Annotated in this window: 17 protein-coding genes and 1 pseudogene; 5 read left to right on the forward strand and 13 right to left on the reverse strand. The window is 72.4% G+C overall.

What is annotated here, in order from left to right:
• The first annotated feature begins 124 nt into the window (after positions 1-124).
• A complete protein-coding gene (locus ACZ5XZ_RS22915) occupies positions 125-1027 on the forward strand; it encodes an NAD(P)-dependent oxidoreductase (RefSeq protein ID WP_468980859.1) in 903 nt (300 codons plus the stop codon).
• A 72-nt stretch (positions 1028-1099) separates the two neighbouring features.
• Here the strand turns inward: ACZ5XZ_RS22915 and ACZ5XZ_RS22920 are convergent, their stop codons facing one another.
• The 5 genes from ACZ5XZ_RS22920 to ACZ5XZ_RS22940 form a co-directional block, all read right to left on the reverse strand.
• Positions 1100-2386, reverse strand: a complete 1287-nt coding sequence (locus ACZ5XZ_RS22920) for a beta-ketoacyl-[acyl-carrier-protein] synthase family protein (protein ID WP_468980861.1) — start codon at positions 2384-2386, stop codon at positions 1100-1102.
• A gap of 77 nt (positions 2387-2463) precedes the next feature.
• Positions 2464-2712: an acyl carrier protein gene (locus tag ACZ5XZ_RS22925; protein WP_016572342.1), complete on the reverse strand. Its 249-nt coding sequence runs from the start codon at positions 2710-2712 to the stop codon at positions 2464-2466.
• 105 nt (positions 2713-2817) lie between these two features.
• Entirely contained in the window at positions 2818-3864 is a 1047-nt protein-coding gene (locus ACZ5XZ_RS22930; RefSeq protein WP_468980864.1) for a beta-ketoacyl-ACP synthase 3, read from the reverse strand.
• Between the two features lie 13 nt (positions 3865-3877).
• A complete protein-coding gene (locus tag ACZ5XZ_RS22935) occupies positions 3878-4843 on the reverse strand; it encodes an ACP S-malonyltransferase (RefSeq protein WP_468980865.1) in 966 nt (321 codons plus the stop codon).
• Positions 4844-4932: 89 nt separating this feature from the next.
• Positions 4933-6117 carry a PucR family transcriptional regulator gene (locus ACZ5XZ_RS22940; protein ID WP_399147922.1) on the reverse strand — a complete coding sequence of 395 codons (1185 nt, stop codon included), beginning with the start codon at positions 6115-6117 and terminating at the stop codon, positions 4933-4935.
• Positions 6118-6175: 58 nt separating this feature from the next.
• Here ACZ5XZ_RS22940 and ACZ5XZ_RS22945 point away from each other — a divergent pair, with 58 nt between their 5' ends.
• Positions 6176-6847: a pirin family protein gene (locus tag ACZ5XZ_RS22945; protein ID WP_468980867.1), complete on the forward strand. Its 672-nt coding sequence runs from the start codon at positions 6176-6178 to the stop codon at positions 6845-6847.
• Positions 6848-6903: 56 nt separating this feature from the next.
• Here the strand turns inward: ACZ5XZ_RS22945 and ACZ5XZ_RS22950 are convergent, their stop codons facing one another.
• Complete coding sequence (locus ACZ5XZ_RS22950) at positions 6904-7725, reverse strand: serine hydrolase domain-containing protein (protein ID WP_468980870.1); 822 nt, start codon at positions 7723-7725, stop codon at positions 6904-6906.
• Between the two features lie 149 nt (positions 7726-7874).
• Here ACZ5XZ_RS22950 and ACZ5XZ_RS22955 point away from each other — a divergent pair, with 149 nt between their 5' ends.
• Together ACZ5XZ_RS22955 and ACZ5XZ_RS22960 are read left to right on the forward strand one after the other, a co-directional pair.
• Positions 7875-8357: a MerR family transcriptional regulator gene (locus ACZ5XZ_RS22955; RefSeq protein ID WP_468980871.1), complete on the forward strand. Its 483-nt coding sequence runs from the start codon at positions 7875-7877 to the stop codon at positions 8355-8357.
• A 7-nt stretch (positions 8358-8364) separates the two neighbouring features.
• Positions 8365-9381: an aldo/keto reductase gene (locus ACZ5XZ_RS22960; protein WP_468980873.1), complete on the forward strand. Its 1017-nt coding sequence runs from the start codon at positions 8365-8367 to the stop codon at positions 9379-9381.
• 178 nt (positions 9382-9559) lie between these two features.
• Here ACZ5XZ_RS22960 and ACZ5XZ_RS22965 read toward each other — a convergent pair whose 3' ends face one another.
• From ACZ5XZ_RS22965 to ACZ5XZ_RS22995, 7 genes are all read right to left on the reverse strand, one after another.
• The gene (locus ACZ5XZ_RS22965) at positions 9560-10798 is read right to left on the reverse strand and encodes an acyltransferase family protein (RefSeq protein WP_468980875.1); all 1239 of its coding nucleotides are present in this window, start codon (positions 10796-10798) and stop codon (positions 9560-9562) included.
• Positions 10799-10868: 70 nt separating this feature from the next.
• Positions 10869-12035, reverse strand: coding sequence for an alpha/beta hydrolase (locus tag ACZ5XZ_RS22970; protein WP_468980877.1), 1167 nt, complete (start codon positions 12033-12035; stop codon positions 10869-10871).
• A gap of 146 nt (positions 12036-12181) precedes the next feature.
• Positions 12182-12859, reverse strand: a complete 678-nt coding sequence (locus ACZ5XZ_RS22975; RefSeq protein ID WP_468980879.1) for a response regulator — start codon at positions 12857-12859, stop codon at positions 12182-12184.
• The gene (locus ACZ5XZ_RS22980; protein WP_468980881.1) at positions 12856-14247 is read right to left on the reverse strand and encodes a sensor histidine kinase; all 1392 of its coding nucleotides are present in this window, start codon (positions 14245-14247) and stop codon (positions 12856-12858) included. The genes ACZ5XZ_RS22975 and ACZ5XZ_RS22980 overlap by 4 nt, the downstream gene beginning before the upstream one ends.
• 135 nt (positions 14248-14382) lie before the next feature.
• Positions 14383-15264, reverse strand: a complete 882-nt coding sequence (locus ACZ5XZ_RS22985; RefSeq protein ID WP_468980884.1) for a DUF4429 domain-containing protein — start codon at positions 15262-15264, stop codon at positions 14383-14385.
• 199 nt (positions 15265-15463) lie between these two features.
• Positions 15464-16678 (reverse strand): alpha/beta hydrolase, encoded by a 1215-nt coding sequence (locus ACZ5XZ_RS22990; protein ID WP_468980887.1) that lies wholly within the window; start codon positions 16676-16678, stop codon positions 15464-15466.
• A 212-nt stretch (positions 16679-16890) separates the two neighbouring features.
• On the reverse strand, positions 16891-17550 hold the full coding sequence (locus tag ACZ5XZ_RS22995; RefSeq protein ID WP_468980889.1) for a TetR/AcrR family transcriptional regulator: 660 nt from the start codon (positions 17548-17550) through the stop codon (positions 16891-16893).
• Positions 17551-17665: 115 nt separating this feature from the next.
• On the opposite strand from ACZ5XZ_RS22995, the pseudogene ACZ5XZ_RS23000 reads away from it, so the two are divergent.
• Positions 17666-19304, forward strand: a pseudogene (locus ACZ5XZ_RS23000) (MFS transporter); the annotation flags it as partial.
• Between the last annotated feature and the right edge of the window lie 82 nt (positions 19305-19386).

The raw sequence follows: 19386 nt of genomic DNA on the forward strand, positions 1-19386 counted from the left end.
CGCTGCCTCCACCAGGTCGTCTGACGCCCCGCTCGGCACTCCCCGACACGCCGCGGCCGCGGGCACCGGCGCGGCCGCACGGCGCCCTTGCCTTGGAGCTCGCTCCAGCGTCTAGCGTGCCGCCATGACCGACAGCAACTCTTCCGACGCCCCCTCAGTGGCGGTGCTCGGCACCGGAATCATGGGCGCGGCGATGGCCCGCAACCTCGCCAGGGCCGGACTGGACGTCCGCGCCTGGAACCGCACCCGCGCCAAGGCCGAGCCGCTGGCCGCCGACGGGGCCCACATCGCGGACACCCCCGCCGACGCGGTGGACGGCGCCGAGGTGGTCGTGACCATGCTGCGCGACGGGGACGCCGTCCTCGACGCGCTGCGGCAGGCGGCACCGGCGCTCGGGGCCGGTGCGGTGTGGCTCCAGACGAGCACGGTGGGCCTTCAAGGGGTCACCCCGCTCGCCCGGTTCGCCGGCGAGCACCGGCTGCGCTTCGTCGACTGCCCGGTCCTGGGCACCAAGGCGCCGGCGGAGAAAGGCGAGTTGACGATCCTGGCGGCCGGTCCGCAGGACGTCCGCGAGCGCGCCGGGCAGGTCTTCGACATCGTCGGGAGTGCCACCCACTGGGTCGGCGAGGACGCCGCGAGTGGCGCCGCCAGCCGCCTCAAGCTCGTCGTCAACAGCTGGGTGCTGACCCTCATCAACGGCACGGGGGAGGCCCTCGCGCTCGCCGAGGGGCTCGGGGCCGACCCGCGCGACTTCCTCGCCGTGGTCGCCGGCGGGGCGCTCGATGTGCCGTATCTGCGGCTGAAATCCGAGCTGATCCTGTCCGGGACCTACCCGGCGAGCTTCACGGTGTCCGCGGCCCGCAAGGATGCCCGGCTCATCACCGGGGCGGCCCGGGACGCCGGCGTGCGGATGGATCTGGCGGCGGCGGCCGCCGAGCGCTTTCGCCGGGCCGAGGAGCAGGGCCACGGCGACGAGGACGCCGCGGCCGCGTACTTCGCGAGCTTCGAAGGCCGGGACCGGCCCTGAGGACACGCCAAGGGCCCGCCCGGTGAGGTTCACCGGGCGGGCCCTTGGCGCAGGTGCGAGGTGCCGTCCGCGTCAGACCGTGCGGAAGGCGAGCACGACGTTGTGGCCGCCGAAGCCGAACGAGTCGTTCAGGGCCGCGATCCGGCCCTCGGCGGGCAGCTTGCGGGCCTCGCCGCGGACGACGTCCGCGTCGGCCTCCGGGTCGAGCTCCTCGACGTTGATCGTCGGCGGAGCCGTCCGGTGGTACAGCGCCAGGATCGAGGCGACCGTCTCGATACCGCCCGCACCGCCCAGGAGGTGACCGGTCATCGACTTCGTGGCGGAGACCGCCATGTGGTCGGTGTCGTCGCCGAAGACCTTGCGCAGCGCCTTCAGTTCGGCCAGGTCGCCCTGCGGCGTGGAGGTGGCATGCGCGTTGACGTGCATGATCTCCGCCGGGTCGAGATCGGTGTTGTCGAGCAGGTTCTGCAGCGCGTGCGCGATGCCGTTGCCGGACGGCTCGGGCTGCACGATGTCGTGGCTGTCGGCGGAGATGCCCTGGCCGACCGCCTCTGCGTAGACCTTGGCGCCGCGCTTGGCGGCGTGCTCGGCGGACTCCAGGACGATGACGCCGGCGCCCTCACCCATGACGAAGCCGTTGCGGCCGGTGTCGAAGGGACGCGAGGCGCCCTGCGGGTCGTCGTTCGACTTCGACATCGCCATCATGTTGCCGAACGCGGCGATCGGCAGCGGGTGGATGGCCGCCTCCGTACCGCCCGCGACGACGATGTCGGCACGGCCCGTACGGATCATCTCGATGGCGTAGCCGATCGCCTCGGAGCCGGACGCACAGGCGCTGACCGGGGTGTGCACACCCGCGCGGGCGTTCACGTCCAGGCCGACGTTGGCGGACGGGCCGTTGGGCATCAGCATCGGCACCGTGTGCGGGGAGACGCGGCGTACGCCCTTCTCCTTGAGCACGTCGTACTGGCCGAGCAGGGTGGTCACACCGCCGATGCCGGAGGCGATGACGGTGCCGAGCCGGTCGGGGTTGACCGAGCCCGCCTCGCCGGCCGCCGGGTCGGACTCACCGGCCTTGGCGGTGAAACCGGCGTCGGCCCAGGCCTCGCGGGCGGCGATCAGGGCGAACTGCGCCGAGCGGTCCAGCTTGCGGGCCTGCGCCCGGGGGAGGACCTCCGACGGGTCGACGGCCGCCTGCGCGGCGATGCGGACGGGCATGTCGGCGGCCCAGTCCTGGTCGAGGTTGCTGACACCGGAGCGTCCGGCGAGCAGCGCCTCCCAAGTCGAAGCGCTGTCGCCACCCAGCGGTGTGGTTGCGCCGATACCGGTGACGACCACGGTGCGATTGGTCGCGTTCACGGGAATTCTTACTCCACGGGTAGAGGGGTCTGAATCGACGGCGCCACCGCCAGGTGGCGACATGCGCGGGAGCTGGATCAGCTCTGGTGCTTGAGGATGTAGTCGGTCGCGTCGCCGACCGTCTTGAGGTTCTTGACGTCGTCGTCGGGGATCTTCACGTCGAAGCGCTCTTCGGCGGCGACGACCACCTCGACCATGGACAGCGAGTCGACGTCCAGGTCGTCGGTGAAGGACTTGTCCACCTGGACGTCCTCGGTCGGGATGCCGGCGATCTCGTTCACGATCTCGGCGAGACCCTTGACGATCTCTTCCTGAGTGGCGGCCATGATGGCGCTCCTTCGGTCATTTTAAGGGGAAACTGCGTTACTTGTGGTGAAGGTCCGTGCGGCGACCGACACGTCCGAGGACGTGCGGTGCTGCGCAGATCTTGCCTAGGGGAGGGTAACGACCGTCGCGGCGTAGACGAGACCCGCCCCGAAGCCGATGACCAGCGCGGTGTCGCCGCTCTTGGCCTGCCCGGTCGCCAACAGCCGCTCCATGGCGAGCGGAATGGAGGCTGCCGAGGTGTTGCCGGTGGTCTCCACGTCGCGGGCGACCGTCACGCTCTCCGGCAGCTTCAGAGTCTTCACCATCGAGTCGATGATCCGCATGTTGGCCTGGTGCGGGATGAAGACGTCCAGGTCGTCCGGGCTGACTCCGGCCGCGTCCAGCGCCTGCTGGGCGATCTTCGCCATCTCGAACACCGCCCACCGGAAGACCGCTTGGCCCTCCTGGGTGATGGCGGGGTACCGGATCTCCTCCAGGGCGGGGCGCGCTTCGGGCCCGTCGCCCCCGGGGAGCGGGGTGGAGCGGTAGACGTCCCAACCGAGGGTCTGCTTGATGGTCTCGGACTTGTCGCCCTCCGAACCCCAGACCGTCGGGCCGATCGCCGGCTCCTTGGCCGGGCCGACGATCACCGCGCCGGCGCCGTCGCCGAAGAGGAAGGCCGTCGCGCGGTCCTCCAGGTCGGTCAGGTCCGACAGCCGCTCGACGCCGATGACCAGGACGTGCTCGGCGCTGCCCTCGGTCACCAGGCCCTTGGCCAGGGTCAGTGCGTAACCGAAGCCCGCGCAGCCCGCCGAGATGTCGAAGGCGGCCGGCTTGCCGGCGCCGATGCGGTGCGCGATCTCGGTCGCGATGGCCGGGGTCTGCTTGAAGTGCGAGACCGTGGAGACGATCACGGCGCCGATCTGCTCGGGCGTGATGCCCGCGTCGGCGATCGCCTTGCCGGACGCCTCGATCGACATGGTCGCGACGGTCTCGTCGGGGCCCGCCCAGTGGCGGGTGGCGATGCCGGATCGCGAACGGATCCACTCGTCGGACGAGTCGATGTGCTTGAGGATCTCCTCGTTCGGCACGACACGGGTCGGGCGGTAGCCGCCGACGCCCATGATCCGCGCGTACGGGACGCCCTTCGAGGGCTTGATCTTCGAGGTCATGCGCTTGGGACTCCTATTCGGCCGGTGCAGAGCCTGCTGCGGAGACGACCGATTCCGCTTCGGCGATCAGTGTGCGGGCCGCGTCGAGGTCGTCGGGCGTCTTGAGGGCGAGGGTCCGCACTCCGGGCAGCGCACGCTTGGCCAGACCGGTGAGCGTACCCCCGGGGGCGGCCTCGATGAGCGCGGTGACGCCGAGCTCCTTGAAGGTCTCCATGCACAGGTCCCAGCGCACGGGGTTGGCCACCTGGCCGACCAGGCGCTGCACCAGCTCCTGACCGGAGGAGACCAGCTGCCCGTCCTTGTTGGAGACGTAACGCGTGTGCGGATCGGCGACCGACAGCTGGGAGGTCGCCGATTCCAGGGCCGAGACGGCAGGTGCCATGTGGTGAGTATGGAACGCGCCGGCGACCTTCAGCGGTACGACCCGGCGAGTGCCCTCCGGCTTGTTCTCGACCAGCGCGGCGATCTGCTCGGCGGTGCCCGCGGCGACGATCTGGCCGGCGCCGTTCACATTCGCCGGGGTCAGGCCCAACTGCTCCAGATGCGGGATGACTACGGCCTCGTCGCCGCCCAGCAGGGCGGCCATGCCGGTTTCGCTGACGGCGGCGGCCTCGGCCATCGCCTGGCCGCGCCGGCGCACCAGCGTCATCGCGGCCTCGTCGGAGATCGTGCCGGTCAGCGCGGCGGCGGCGAGCTCACCGACGCTGTGGCCGGCCGCCGCGCCGACCTGCGCGGCGAAGTCGTCGGCCGTCGCGAACAGCTGGCGGGCGGAGATCAGGGCGGAGGCCACCAGCAGCGGCTGCGCCACCGCGGTGTCGCGGATCTCCTCCTCGCCGGCCTTCGTTCCGTAGTGGACCAGGTCCAGGTCGATGGCAGCCGACCACTCACGGAGCCGGTCTTCGACACCGGGGAGGTCGAGCCAGGGAGTCAGGAAGCCGGGCGTCTGAGCGCCTTGGCCGGGAGCGACGAGTACGAGCACCCTCACACTCTCTCTTGTGGGTGGTTCCGCCCGCCCGTGGGGACAGGGACGAAGAACCATCGGGGTAATTGTTGGTCTCCGACAAAAGTCTAGGGTTGTGCCTCACCGTCAGCCAGACGCCCCAGAATCAGCGCGATACGGAGTGTGAACGCCGAGCGCACATCGGAGGGCGACCAGCCGGTGACGTCCGTCACACGTCGAAGCCGATAGCGCACGGTGTTGGGGTGGACGAAGAGCATACGGGCGGCGCCCTCCAGACTGCTCGCCTGCTCCAGATAGACGCTCAGCGTCTCCAGGAGCGCGGACCCCGCCTCCTCCAGCGGTCTGTAGATCTCCTCCACCAGCTGGTCCCGCGCCACCGGGTCCGAGGCCATCGCGCGCTCCGGCAGCAGGTCGTCCGCCAGGACCGGGCGCGGGGCGTCCGGCCAGGCGGCGCAGGCCCGCAGCCCGGCGGCCGCGGCCTGCGCGGACCGGGTCGCGGCCAGCAGGTCCGAGACCACCGGACCGGCCACCACCGGACCGGCCGCATACGGACCGATCAGCGCCTTCGCCGCCTTGAGCGGGTTGTCCGAGCCGCCCGCGATCACCACCAGGCGCGAGCCCAGCACGCCGGTGAGGACCTGGAGCTTGGCGTGCCGGGCCGCCCGCCGGATCGCCTCCACGGTCAGTTCGCTGTCCCCGTCCGGGGCGGTGCCCAGCACCACGCACACATGCTCGGGGGAGTTCCAGCCCAGCGCGGCCGCCCGCGAGACCGCGCCCTCGTCGGCCTCCCCCGACAGCACCGCGTTGACCACCAGCGACTCCAGCCGGGCGTCCCACGCGCCGCGCGCCTCGGCCGCCTGGGCGTACACCTGGGCGGTGGCGAAGGCGATCTCGCGGGCGTAGACCAGCAGCGCCTCACGCAGCACCGACTCGTCCCCCGGGGCCGCGACCTCGTCGATGGCCGTCTCCATGACCTCGATGGTCGTGCGGACCATCTCCACGGTCTGGCGCAGCGTGATCGCCCGGGTCAGCTCGCGCGGCGCGGTACCGAAGACATCGGTGCTGATCGCCTGTGGGGTCTCCGGATGCCGGAACCATTCTGTGAAGGCGGCGATGCCGGCCTGGGCGACCAGGCCGATCCAGGAGCGGTTCTCCGGGGGCATCGCGCGGTACCACGGCAGCGTGGCGTCCATACGGGCGATGGCCGCGGCGGCCAGTTTGCCGGACGAGTTCTCCAGGCGCCGGAGGGTCGCGGAGTGCGGGTGCGCGTCGCGCGATGCGGGTTCAGACACGGGACAAGCCTGCACTATCGGGACGGGGAGGTGAGGGGGCGGGGGCTACGGTGGGCCGATGATTGAGGTGCGCAGGGGCACGGAACGCTATCGGGGCGGCGATCCGGACGCCGGGATCGAGTCGCTGCACGCGTTCTCGTTCGGGCCCCACTTCGACCCGGAGAATCTGCGCTTCGGCGCACTGATCGCCTGCAACGAGGAGCGGCTGGCGGCCGGCGCGGGCTTCGACGAGCATCCGCACAGCGACACCGAGATCGTGACCTGGGTCATCGAGGGCGAGCTGACCCACCGCGACTCGGCCGGCCACGAGACCACCGTACGCCCCGGCGATCTCCAGCGGCTCAGCTCGGCGGGCGGCGTACGGCATGTGGAGCGCAACACCGCCGGCCGGCCGCTCCGCTTCGTCCAGATGTGGCTGGCACCGTCCGAATTCGGCGGGGAGCCGTCGTACGAGGTGGTGCGCGGCATCGCCGACGGCACTCCGTACGCGGTCCCGCGGGCCGGCGCCCTGCTGCACCTGCGCCGCCTGGCGGACGGGGAGCGCACCGCGGTCCCGGACGCCGCACGGGCGTATGTGCATGTGGTGCGGGGTGCCGTGCGGATCGACGGGCAGGAGCTCGGGGCGGGCGACGCGGCGCGGATCACCGACGGGGCCGGAGTGGAGCTGACGGGGCTGGCCCCGTCGGAGTGCCTGGTGTGGGAGCTGGCGGCGGAGCCCCGCTACGGATGAGGCGGGCGTGCGGGCCCTGGCAGGCCCGGTGCCCGCACGCGGTGACGCCAGGGCCGTCAGGCCGGCCGGGCCAGCTCGGTCAGCACCGCGTCGGTCAGCTTCGGCCAGGCCTCGATCGCCCACGGGCCGAAGGCCCGGTCGCTCAGCGCCACACAGGCGGCCCGCGCGTCCGGGTCCACCCACAGGAACGTTCCGGACTGCCCGAAGTGCCCGAACGTGCGGGGCGAGGACAGCGCGCCGGTCCAGTGCGGCGACTTGCCGTCGCGGATCTCGAAGCCCAGCCCCCAGTCGTTGGGCTTTTGATGGCCGTAGCCCGGCAGCACACCCGTCAGACCGGGGAAGACCACCCGCGTCGCCGCCGCGAGCGTCTCGGGCGCGAGCAGCCGCGGCGCCTGGAGCTCGGCCGCGAAGCGGATCAGGTCGGCGACCGTGGAGACGCCGTCCTTGGCGGGCGAGCCGGCCAGCTCGGTCGCGGTCATGCCGAGCGGTGCGAGCACCGCCTCGTGCAGATACTGCGGGAAGGGGATGTCGGTCGCCTTGGCTATGTGGTCGCCCAGTGCCTCGAAACCGGCGTTGGAGTAGATCCTGCGGGTCCCCGGCGCGGCCATCGCCCGCTGTTCGTCGAAGGCCAGCCCCGAGGTGTGCGCGAGCAGATGGCGCACCGTGGACCCCTCGGGCCCGGCCGGTTCGTCCAGCTCGATCGCGCCCTCCTCGATGGCCAGCAGCGCGGCGTACGCGGCCAGCGGCTTGGTCACCGACGCGAGCGGAAACCGCTGCTCCAGGGGCCCGTACGAGCCGGCCACCACCCCGTCGGCTCGTACCACGGCGGCCGCGGCGGTGGGCACCGGCCAGTTCTCGATCATCCGGAGGCTCTGCATGCCCACGAGCCTAACGGTCCAAATTCCGGTCAAGTCTGCGTGTGATCGGCGCTTGCTTGGAGTGCGCTCCAAGTCTCTAGCGTTGAGGACGTCGAGAGGGATCCGGCGAAAGAGCCGGGCGATATCCGGCGAAACAGGGGAGACGGGGCATGACGGTGACGCAGAGCGAACCGGTCGCGAGCGGCGCGGCCGGCGGACTGCCGACGAAGGTGCGGGACTGCGGCACCGCGCCACCCCACCCGCGCCCGGCCGGCCGGGACCAGTACACGATCAGCGAGGTGGCCGAGCACACCGGGCTCAGCGCCCACACCCTGCGCTGGTACGAGCGGATCGGCCTGATGCCGCACGTGGACCGCACGCACACCGGGCAGCGCCGCTTCACCAACCGCGATCTGGACTGGCTGAGCCTGGTCACCAAGCTGCGGCTGACCGGTATGCCGGTCGCGGACATGGTCCGCTACGCCGAGCTGGTGCGGGCCGGCGAGTCCACCTTCGCCGAGCGGGAGCAACTGCTGACCGCGCACCGCGAGGACGTGCGGCAGCGGATAGCGGAGCTGCAGAGCACGCTGGACGTACTCGACTACAAGATCGATATCTATGCCGACGCCCGGCGGGCGTCCGAGAGGTTCTGAGGCCTTCATGAGCAGCAAGAAGATCGAAACGGTCGAGCTGGGCACCGGCGGTCCCCGGGTCGGGGTGCAGGGCCTCGGCTGCATGGGCATGAGCTTCGCCTACGGTCCCACCGACGCCGACGAGGCGCGGGCCACACTGGAGCGCGCGCTGGAGCTGGGCGTGACGCTCTACGACACCGCCGACATGTACGGCATGGGGGAGAACGAGAAGTTCATCGCCCCGTTCGTCCAGGCGCACCGCGACGAGATCGTGCTCGCCACCAAGTTCGCGATAGCGCTCGACCCGGACGATCCGACCAAGCGGATCATCCGCAACGACCGGGCCTACATCCGCCAGTCCGTCGAGGGCAGCCTGCGCCGCCTGGGCGTGGACGAGATCGACCTGTACTACATGCACCGGCGGGATGTGCGGGTCCCCATCGAGGAGACGGTCGGCGCGATGGCCGAGCTGGTCGCCGAGGGCAAGGTCAAGCACCTCGGGCTGAGCGAGGTCACCGGCCCCGAGCTGCGCGCGGCGCAGGCCGTGCACCCGATCGCGGCGCTGCAGTCCGAGTGGTCGCTGTTCAGCCGGGACATCGAGAACGGTGTGGTGCCGGCGGCCGCCGAGCTCGGCGTCGGCCTGGTCGCCTACTCGCCGCTCGGCCGGGGCTTTTTGACCGGCGCGTTCGTCAGCGCCGACAAGGAGCTGAGCGCGGACGACTTCCGCCGCCAGCAGCCGCGGTTCACCGGCGACAACGCGGCCGCCAACGCCGCGCTGCTGGAGCCGATCCGCAAGATCGCCGAGGCCCGCGGCGCGACGCTCGGCCAGATAGCGCTGGCCTGGGTGCAGCAGCAGGCCGCGGCGTACGGCCTGGCCGTCGTTCCGATCCCCGGCACCCGCAAGCGCACCCGCGTCGAGGAGAACACCGCCGCGACCCGCATCCAGCTGACCGAGCAGGAGCTGGCCCTGCTGGAGCCCATCGCCGCGGAGGTGGCGGGACCGCGCTACGCGGACATGTCGTTCACCTCGGCGGGGCGGGACTAGGGCTGTCGCTCGGGCGCCCGGCCGGAACTACCCCTCTGTCCGCTCGGGCCCGGCCGGAAATACCTTCCGCGCCCGGCGCGTTGTGGCCCTGCAGGGGGCGCTCGCATCCCCTAAGGGATGTGTTCGCCCACCCCCTGCGGGGCCACCCCGACGGACCCCACCCCACCCCCCCCCGCCCCTACGCCACCCCCAGCGCGAAGAGCGCGAACCCGGCGGCCAGGACCCCCACGAGCGCCCGCCGGGCCCGGGTGACGCCGGTCCAGGGCGCCTCGAACCGACGGGTCGTCCGCGCGATCACCAGCAGGGCCGCGGCGAAGACCGGCAGCCAGGCGATCCTGGCCACGAGCCAGCCGAGCGTGTCGGGCGCGAGGGTCAGCCCCGGTACCGGTCCCAGGAAGGACGCGGGCACGGCCGCCGACAGCAGCGCCGTCTGATGCCAGCACAGGATCGTCATCGCGGAGAGGTTGATGATCACCACCGGTGCCCACAGCGCCGGCCGGCGCAGGATCCGCGCGAGCCGGTCGCGGAGCAGGATCGCGGCGCCCGACTGGGCCGCGGCCAGGGCCAGGACCAGCAGCGACGGCGGATGGGAGTTCGTGCGGTCCTGACCGGGGACGCCGACCATGCTCGCCGGGTAGTCGAAGCCCAGCAGCAGCACGGCGAACAGCGCGGTCCCGCCGAGCAGCAGCGCCCACGCCGCGCGTCTGCCGAGCCGCCGTTCGCCCCAGCAGACCCCGAGCTGGTAGGCGAACATCCAGCCGGGGAGCAGGTTCAGCAGGCTCAGCCAGGACGGCATGTCCGGCGCCGCCGGCCCGTAGCGCAGAAAGTCCACCGCCGCCACGGCCGCCGCCAGCGGCGCCGCGGCCCAGGCGCCCGTCCGCCGCGCCGCGCGGACGCAGTACGGCGTCAGCGCGGTGATCACCGCGTAGACGCCGACGAACCACAGCGGTTGGATCACCAGCGTCGCCCCGGTCCGCAGCGTCGCCTCCGGCACCCCCAGGCCGTACAGCAGGGGCGCCAGCGTCGCCCACACGGCCGTCACACCGAGGACCGGGCGCCCCAGCCGGACCAGCCGGCCGCGCAGCCAGCCGCCGGCGGACCCGCCCCGCGCCGTGGCGCGCCGGAAGGACAGCACCGAGGCGTAGCCGCCGACCAAGAAGAAGATGCCGAGCATCTGCAGCACCCAACTGGCGGGCGCGAGAAAGCCGAAGGAGGTCAGCGGACTGGCGTTGTGCAGCGCGCCGTCGGCGTCGAGGGTGAAGCCGCCGAGCAGCCAGTGGCCGGTGGGTACGGCGAGCAGCGCCAGCGCGCGCAGACCGTCGATCGCCCGGTCGCGGTCCGCCGGGGTGCGTTCCTCGATCGCGCGGACGGCCTTGCGGGCCGCGCCGCCGAGGGCTGCCGGGAATGCGGTGTCCATGAGGCGTCCTTGAGTCCGTGAACCGGTGAGGTGAGGAGCGGTGAAGGGGGCCGAGGGGGCGGGCGCGGCGTCAGCGCACGTCGCCGTAGCGGCCCAGCACGATGGCCGCGAAGCTCTGCAGGGAGTCGGTACCGGGCGCGAGGTAGCCGGTGTGGCCCTCGGCCCGTTCGGCGGCGACGCGGCGGGCGCCGAACGCGGGGTCGGTGGGGTCCGTGCCGTGGCCCAGCCCCAGCAGCTGCACGTGGGGGACGTCGCCGATCCAGTCGGAGGCGTCCCGCGCCGCCCAGACCCGCGCCGGGCCGCGCAGCTCCGCCACGCTGTCCTGGCGCATACCGGGGGAGCCGAACACGATCAGGTCGGCTATCGGGCCGCGGCCCAGCCGCGGTGCGGCCAGCCCGCAGACCACCGAGCCGTAGCTGTGGCACAGCACGGCCGGTGCCGGGGCTTCGACGGCGGCCAGCCCGGACAGGAAGCGGGCCAGCCGCGGGGCACCGGCCTCGGCGAGCCGCCCGGTGGCGGCGTCCGGACCGACGCCGACCGGGGTGGTGTACCCGACCCAGGTGATGACCGCGGTACGCGTGGTGGGCGCGTCGGCGGCCAGCTGCGCCCGCAGCGACCTGGCCATCCCGGTGGGCGTGCCGTACGGGTCCCGCGCGCGGTCGAACGAGGCCAGGTCGATGTCCGAGCCCGGCACGATCACCGCGGTGCGTTCGGCACGCGCCAAGTCGCCGTGCACCTCGGCCACTTGCCCGCGGCCGCGCGGGTCGAAGGCGAGGATCCGGCGGCCGGGCGCGAGCAGCGCGGCGCAGCGGTCGGCCGCCTTCCGGGCCTGCCGGTGGTCCTCCAGGGTGCCGGCCGGGTCGGTGCTGCGGGCCAGCTGGCGGCTGCGTTCCGCCTTCAGGGCGAGGGAGTTGGCCTCGTACCGCAGGGCGAGGGGAGCACCGTCGAGATTGCCCACGGTGAGCGGGTGCCGGGCGGCGAGAGCGTGCTGCTGGGTATCGGTCAGCGAGGCGAAGAAGCGGGCGACCTCGGCCGGCCGCGCGCTCGCCGGGTCCGGCAGCCGGACGCCGAGGGCGTGGTCGGCGCGCCAGGCTGCGGCGCCGGGCGCGGGGCCGGTGACGGCGGTCTGTGCGGAGCCGGCCGCCCAGCCGCCGGTGCCGGCGGCCACAGCAACCGCGAGCGCGGCGCCGATGAGCGCGCGCCTGCTGCGTCGAACGGCGGTGCGCAGCACGGACATGGTGGTGTCTCCCTCTCCCGATGGTGTGGCGGAGGGAAACGTAGGAAGCCGGTGGGTGATGCGGCGTCACACCGGGGCGCCAACTCCCGGGTGATACCGGAGTAGGGGGTGCGGGCCGCCCCTCGTCCTCGGGGAGGAGCGCGCTGTTACCGCTCCCCGGGGGCCACCAGCCCCGACTCGTACGCGAAGATCACGGCCTGCGCCCGGTCCCGCAGCTCCAACTTGGCGAGTACCCGGCCGATATGGGTCTTCACGGTCTGCTCGGCGAGGATCAGCGCATCGGCGATCTCTTGGTTCGACAGGCCCCGGGCGATCAGCTCCAGCACCTCCGTCTCCCGCGGGGTCAGGCCGTTCAGCCGGAGCGAGGCCCGGTCCTTGCGGGGCGCCGGCCGCCGGGCGAAGTCGGCGATCAGCCGCCGGGTCACGGACGGTGCCAGCAGCGCCTCACCGGCCGCCACGACCCGGACCGCGGAGATCAGATCGGCTGGCGGGGCGTCCTTGAGCAGGAACCCCGAGGCACCCGCGCGCAGCGCTTCGTAGACGTAGTCGTCGACGTCGAAGGTGGTCAGCATCAGTACCTTCGGACGGTGCGTGACGCCGACGGGCGGATCGAGCAGCCGGCGGGCCGCCTCCAGCCCGTCCATCTCCGGCATCCGGACGTCCATCAGCACCACATCGGGGTGCGTCCGGCGGCTCAGCTCCACCCCCTGCGCCCCGTCCGGCGCGTCGCCCACCACATCGATGTCGTTCTGCGCCGCGAGCAGCGCGGCGAACCCCGCGCGCACCATGGCCTGGTCGTCGACGATGATCACGCGGGTGGTCATACCGGGTCGGCATCCTTCGTGGGGAGGGCAGCGGTCGAGGAGGGCGGCGGCGAGAGCGGGAGTTGAGCGGCGACGCGGAAGCCGCCGTCGGGCAGCGGACCGGTGTCGAGCGAGCCGCCCACCAGGCGCACTCGCTCGCGCATACCGACCAGGCCGTGGCCGGTTCCGGTGGTCTCCAGCGGCGCGGACGGTGCGGGCGGCGCGGAGTTGACGACCAGCAGCGTCAGCCGCGAGCCGTCCGCGGTGGTCGTCACCGACACCCGGGTCCGCGCGCCCGGGGCATGCCGCACCACATTGGCCAGCGCCTCCTGCACGATGCGGTACGCCGAAAGATCCACCGCCGGTTCGGGCGCCACCGGTTCGCCCGGCAGCGTCAACTCGACCGGCACACCGGCCCGTACGGTCGCCTCGACCAGCTTCGGCAGCATGCCGATACCGGGCTGCGGGGCCTTCTCCGGGCCGCCCTGGCGCTCCGTCTCCTCGCTGCGCAGCACCCCGAGCAGCCGGCGCATCTCCGCCAGTGACTCCCGGGCGGTCGCCGCGATCGAGGCGAACTCGTCCTGGGCATCCTGGGGGATGCCGCCGATGCGGTACGGGGCGCTGTCGGCCTGGACCGTGATCACCGACATGTGGTGGGCGACGACATCGTGCAGTTCACGGGCGATACGGGTGCGTTCCTCCAGCAGGGTGCGGCGGGCGCGCTCGGCCTCGCTGATGGTCTCCTGCTCGATCAACTTCCGCTGGGCGTCGCCCCGTTCCCGCAGCGTGGCGCCCATCAGCAGCATCACGCCGGTGAGCACGAACAGCAGCACCCAGGTGCTCTGACTGCCGTCGGGGGCGGTGGGCTCCAGCAGGACGCCCGTCGCCCCGGTCGTCAGCCAGACCGCGATCAGGGTGCGGCGGCGCTCGCGCAGCGACAGCGCCAGCATCAGCACGAGATAGCCGACGATCGCCGTCGGCGGCCAGGGCCAGGCGCGGCCGGTGACGCCGTCGGTGACGGCGAGGACCGCGGCGCTCACCACGTCCGCCGCGAAGATCACCCACCAGGCCTGCAGCGGCCGGCTGACCGCGAGCAGCAGCGGCACGGTCTGCGCGGTGGCGAGCGCGCCGGCCAGGCCGCTGTTCATGCCGTAGTCGTTGCCGAGGACATTGATGGTCGACGGCAGCAGCGACGCCATGAAGGCGAACGCCACGAAGTACGGGACGCCGCGCAGCCAGCCGCTCTGGACGTTGCCGAAGAGCGGAGTGCCGGGCTTTGTCGGATTGCCGAGTTCGGTGGCGAGTACGCGCAGCGCCTGCCGCGCGGTGCGCAGCGCCCTCGTGCGGAGCGGCTCGCGCTCGGCGCCGCGGGCCGGTTCGGGGGGCGGGGGCAGGGGTCGTCCGTTCATCGCGGAGTCAATGTAAGCGGAGCGTGGCCGCCGGGGCGTCATACCGTGGTGCGGGCTTTCACCCCGTACCACGGTATGAGTCCTGTGTCGGGCACCGGTGCGGGGCGCTGCCCGGAGTCGGCCGGCGGCCCGTTCTCACAGCTCCGCCAGCAGCTCGGCCTTCTTCGCGCTGAACTCGTCGTCCGTCAGCAGCCCGGCGTCGTGCAGCTCGCCGAGGTGCCGTATCCGGTCCGCGATGTCGGCCGGATCCCGGCGCGCGTCCCCGGTCCGCCGGCGTACCGGCTCGCCGTCCGGCGTCACCTGCGCCGGGTCGGTGGCGCGTACGGCCTGCAGCACCGCGGCCGCGAACGGCAGCGACTCGTGGACGGGGCCGTACCCCAGGCCGAACACCACGGCGGCCGGGTCCTGGTCCGCCTCGCCCGCTCCCGGGTCGCGGGCCCCGCGCTCCAGCAGCCGCAGATGGCCGTTGAAGATCTCCGGCGAGCGCCACTCCACACCGGCCAGCTCGCCGACCGTGAAGGTCTGGTCGCCGCGCTTCCACTTCGCCGACGACGCGCCCGTCCAAAACCAGCGGAAGGCGACCGACCGGCCGTCGAAGGACGCCTTGCCGTCGTACGCCTTGAAGTGCAGCGGAGGCGCCGGCGCGGCCACCAGATGGCGGTCGGCGGGCTCCTTCGCCTCCGGGCTGAGCGCGGTGCGCAGCTCGTCGGCGTAGTACTCGGCGAGCGTCTCGCGCTCGGCCGGCAGCACCAGCCGGTAGGGGTCGGCGTCCTCTTTGAGCTGCCCGGCCGCCGCCTCCATCAGCGGATCGGCGCCGTGTCGTGGCACGGCGTGCAGCACCACCGTGCCACGTCTGCCCTCGGTCACCTCGACAGCGCTCAGCGCCTCGTACGGAATGCGTCGCTCGCCGAGCGCCTGGAACAGCTTCGGCCTGCGGATCCCCCGTTCGAAGCGGATGAGTACGGAGTCGGTGTCGAACTCCCAGACGGCGTGAAAACCGGCCAGCACATCACCCATGCGGCTCATCGTATGCGGGCGGTCGCCCGCCCGTCCCCCTTCCGCACACCTGCCGGAGCCGGCGTGTCACGCCCCGCGACCGCTTGCTCCGTCTTTTGTCCCGTGGACGCCCCCGTCAGGGGGGCGGTTCCCGCAGGCAGGGCCCGTCCCCGGGCGCCGGGCCCTGCCTGCGGCCGCCGGCTGTGGCGCGGATCGGCCCTCAGACCAGGTCCGTGCTGCACTGCGGATCGGCGGAGGCACAGTCCACCGAGCTGATCGCGCCGACCCCGACCAGCGCGAAGTTGCGCAGGCTGCGGGTGCCGGGCGTGAAGTAGCCGGCGTGCCCGACGGCGCCTTCGGCCGACAAGATCCGCGATCCGAAGGACGGGTCGACCGGGTCGGCGCCGTGGCCGAGCCCGCCGACCTCCAGGTACGGCACGTCCTGGATCCAGTCGTCGGAGTCCCGCATCGCCCAGACCCGGGCGTGGGTGTCCAGCGCGGCGCGGCTGCCGGCCCGCATACCGGGGCTGCCCGCCACCGCGATGTCCTCGACGTTGGCCGGCAGGTCCCGGGCGGCGACGCCGCACACCACGGATCCGTAGCTGTGGCAGAACAGCGAGACAGAGTCGGCCGACGGCAGCGACTTCACCAGGGCGCGCAGCCGGACCGCGCCGGCTTCGGCGAGCTGCCCGGTGGCGGCCTCGACGCCCAGCCCGGCCGGCGAGGTGTAGTCGGCCCAGGCGATCACGGCGGTACGCGTGTCCGGGGCGGCGTCCCGCTCGGCCCGGTAGAGGGCGTGGGCCATGCCGACGGGGGCGCTGGTCGCCCGTGCGGTGCGTTCGAAGGTCGCGAGATTGGTGTCCACACCGGGCACCACGACCGAGACCCGCTCCGCGCGCGGGAGGTTGCCGAAGACCTCGGCGGCCCGGCCGCCGTAGGCCGGGTCGAAGGCCAGGATCTGCCGGCCGGGGCTCATCAGCGATTCGAGGCGGTGCATCAGCCGGCCCGCTTCCTGGCGGCCGACGGGCGTGAGCCGGTGGTCGGTCATGCGCTTCTTCTCGATCGCCCGGGCGTCGTCGATCGCCATCCGGTTGGCGTGGTAGCGCAGGGCGACGGGGGCGCCGCCCATGTTGCCGACGGCCAGGGGAAAGCGGGTGGCGAGCTGCTGCTGCTCGGCGCGGCCGAGGGTGGCGAAGAAGGCCCGGAGCGCGGCCGGCGAGCCGTTGGGGTCGGGCAGCGGGCGCCCGAGGAAGGTGGCGTGCTTCCAGGCGGCCTTGGCGGTGGCCAGGGGGTTGGCGTCCTCCTTGGTTCCTCTGATGGCCGTCCAGCCGGTCAAGGCAAGCATCACGAACACCACCACCAAGGCGAGTGCCGCGCGCCAGGCGGTGGACTGCAGGAAACCGGAGGAGGGGCCGAGGCCCGGGAAGGAATTCACCGCGAGCCACCCTAGGAGACGTGGCAGGTCGGCTGGTCCGGCCGTGAGTGATCTCACGTTTCACGCTGGGTATTTCGACCAAAACGGACACGAATTATCGAAACCCGGTGCTCAGCCGTGCAGGAGCGGTCTCAGGGGGAGATTAATGGGTTGCGCCGTGGCCGGTGATGGTTACCCAGGGTTGCCGGTGCGGGCGGCGGGCCGGGGCGCCCTCAGCGCCGCGCCCGCCAGTCGTCGTCGATCGCCGGCCCGATGTGGTCCAGATAGGACTGGGTCAGCTCGCGGATGGCCGTCACGCTGCAGTCCTGGCCCTCGCCCCAGACCTTGCCCGCCACCCGCATCACTCCGCTGAACGCGGCGACCAGCACCCGCGGCCGTGGATCGGTGTCCACGTCCAGCCCCTCGCGCCGGGCGATCAGCCGCGCTATCTGCTCCTCCAGCTCGGAGGAGCGCCGCAGGTGCACGGCGACCAGCGCGGGCGTCGACTCGATCATCTGGTACGAGCGCATGTGCAACTCCACCGGGATCACCGACTCGATGGCGCTGCCGATGTCGTCCCAGGCGGCCATCACCGCGCTGCGCAGCGCGGTCAGCGGGGCCTCCGTCGCGGGCCGCGCGGCCAGCTCCTCCACGAAGCGGGCCTCGACCATCTCCGGCACGGCGAAGACGACGTCTTCCTTGTTGGCGAAGTACCGGAAGTACGTGCGCTGGGAGACGTCCACCGCCTCCGCGATCTCGTCGATCGTGGTCGCCTCGTACCCCTGCTGTGTGAACAGCTCCAGGGCCGCGCGGATCAGCGCGTCGCGGGTGCGCTGCTTCTTGCGTTCGCGCAGGCCGCCTGCGGGGGCTGTCTGCGGCGTCGGGGTCGCCATCCTGCGCCGCCTTTCCGTGGAGTTCGCGCTGCTCAGATTACCTGTGAGGGAGATGACAGTTACCGACTCATGAATTGCTTTGTCAATTGTCAGTGGCTGACATTAGTGTCGTCGTATGAGTACTCAGACCCCGGTCGCCGACGCCGCGCCGGAACTTCCCGTACCGGAGCCCCCCAAGGGGCTGCGAGGCCATCCGTGGCTGACTCTTTTCTCCGTCGCCATCGGCGTCATGATGGTCGCCCTGGACGGCACGATCGTCGCCATCGCCAACCCGGCCATCAAGCAGGATCTCGGTGCCTCGCTCGCCGACGTGCAGTGGATCACCAACGGCTACATGCTCGCCTTGGCCGTCTCGTTGATCACGGCGGGCAAGCTCGGTGACCGCTTCGGCCACCGCCAGACCTTCCTGATCGGCATCCTCGGCTTCGCGGCGGCCTCCGGCGCCATCGGGTTCTCCCACGAGGTCACCCTCGTCATCGTCTTCCGTGTGCTGCAAGGGCTGTTCGGCGCGCTGCTGATGCCCGCCGCACTGGGACTGCTGCGCGCCACCTTCCCGGCCGAGAAGCTCAACATGGCGATCGGCATCTGGGGCATGGTCATCGGCGCCTCCACGGCCGGCGGCCCGATAGTCGGCGGACTGCTGGTCGAGCACGTCAACTGGCAGTCCGTGTTCTTCATCAACGTCCCGGTCGGTGTGCTGGCCCTGGTCCTGGGCCTGGTGATCCTCAAGGACCACCGCGCCGAGAACGCCCCGCGCTCGTTCGACATCCCCGGCATCGTGCTGCTCTCCGGAGCGATGTTCTGCCTCATCTGGCCGCTGATCAAGGCGACGGAGTGGGGCTGGGGCGACATGAAGACCTGGGGCTTCCTGATCGGCGCCGTGGTCCTCTTCGCCCTGTTCGCCGTCCTGGAGACCAAGGTGCGCGAACCGCTCATCCCGCTGCGGATGTTCCGCTCGCTGCCGCTGACCGCCGGCACGGTCCTGATGGTGCTGATGGCCTTCGCCTTCATGGGCGGCCTGTTCTTCGTGACGTTCTACCTCCAGAACGTGCACGGCATGAGCCCCGTGGACAGCGGCCTGCACCTCCTCCCGCTCACGGGCATGATGATCGTCGGCTCGCCGCTCGCCGGCGCGCTGATCACCAAGCTCGGCCCGCGCATCCCGCTGGTCGGCGGCATGGTCCTGACCGCCGTCGCCATGTACGGCATGTCCGGCCTGGACACCGACAGCACCACGGGCCCGATGTCCCTGTGGTTCGCCCTGCTCGGCCTGGGCCTCGCCCCGGTCATGGTCGGCGCCACCGAAGTCATCGTCGGCAACGCCCCGCTGGAGCTATCCGGTGTCGCCGGCGGTCTCCAGCAGGCCGCGATGCAGGTCGGTGGCAGCCTCGGTACGGCCGTGCTCGGCGCGGTGATGGCCTCCCGCGTGGACAGCGAGCTGCCGGGCAACTGGCAGTCGGCCGGTCTGCCGCCGGTTCCGCCGGCCAAGGCGTCCGAGCTGTCCGACGCCGTCTCGGCCGGTATCGCACCGATCCCCAAGGGCACCCCGCCGGAGTTCGCCCAGAAGATCACCTCCGCCGCCCATGACACCTTCGTGTCCGGCATGGGCCTGGCCTTCACGGTCGCCTGCGGCGTGGCGGTCCTCGCGGCCGTCGTCGCGATCTTCACCAAGCGTGGCGCCAACGCCGAGGCGGGCGCCGGCGTCGGCCACATCTGACCGGCTTCCCTTCCACGCCGCTGCGGGGGGGGGGGGGGGGGGGGGGGGGGGGGGGGGGGGGGGGGGGGGGGGGGGGGGGGGGGGGGGGGGGGGGGGGGGGGGGGGGAGGGGGGGGGGGG

Source organism: Streptomyces sp. NPDC033270, assembly GCF_055576575.1.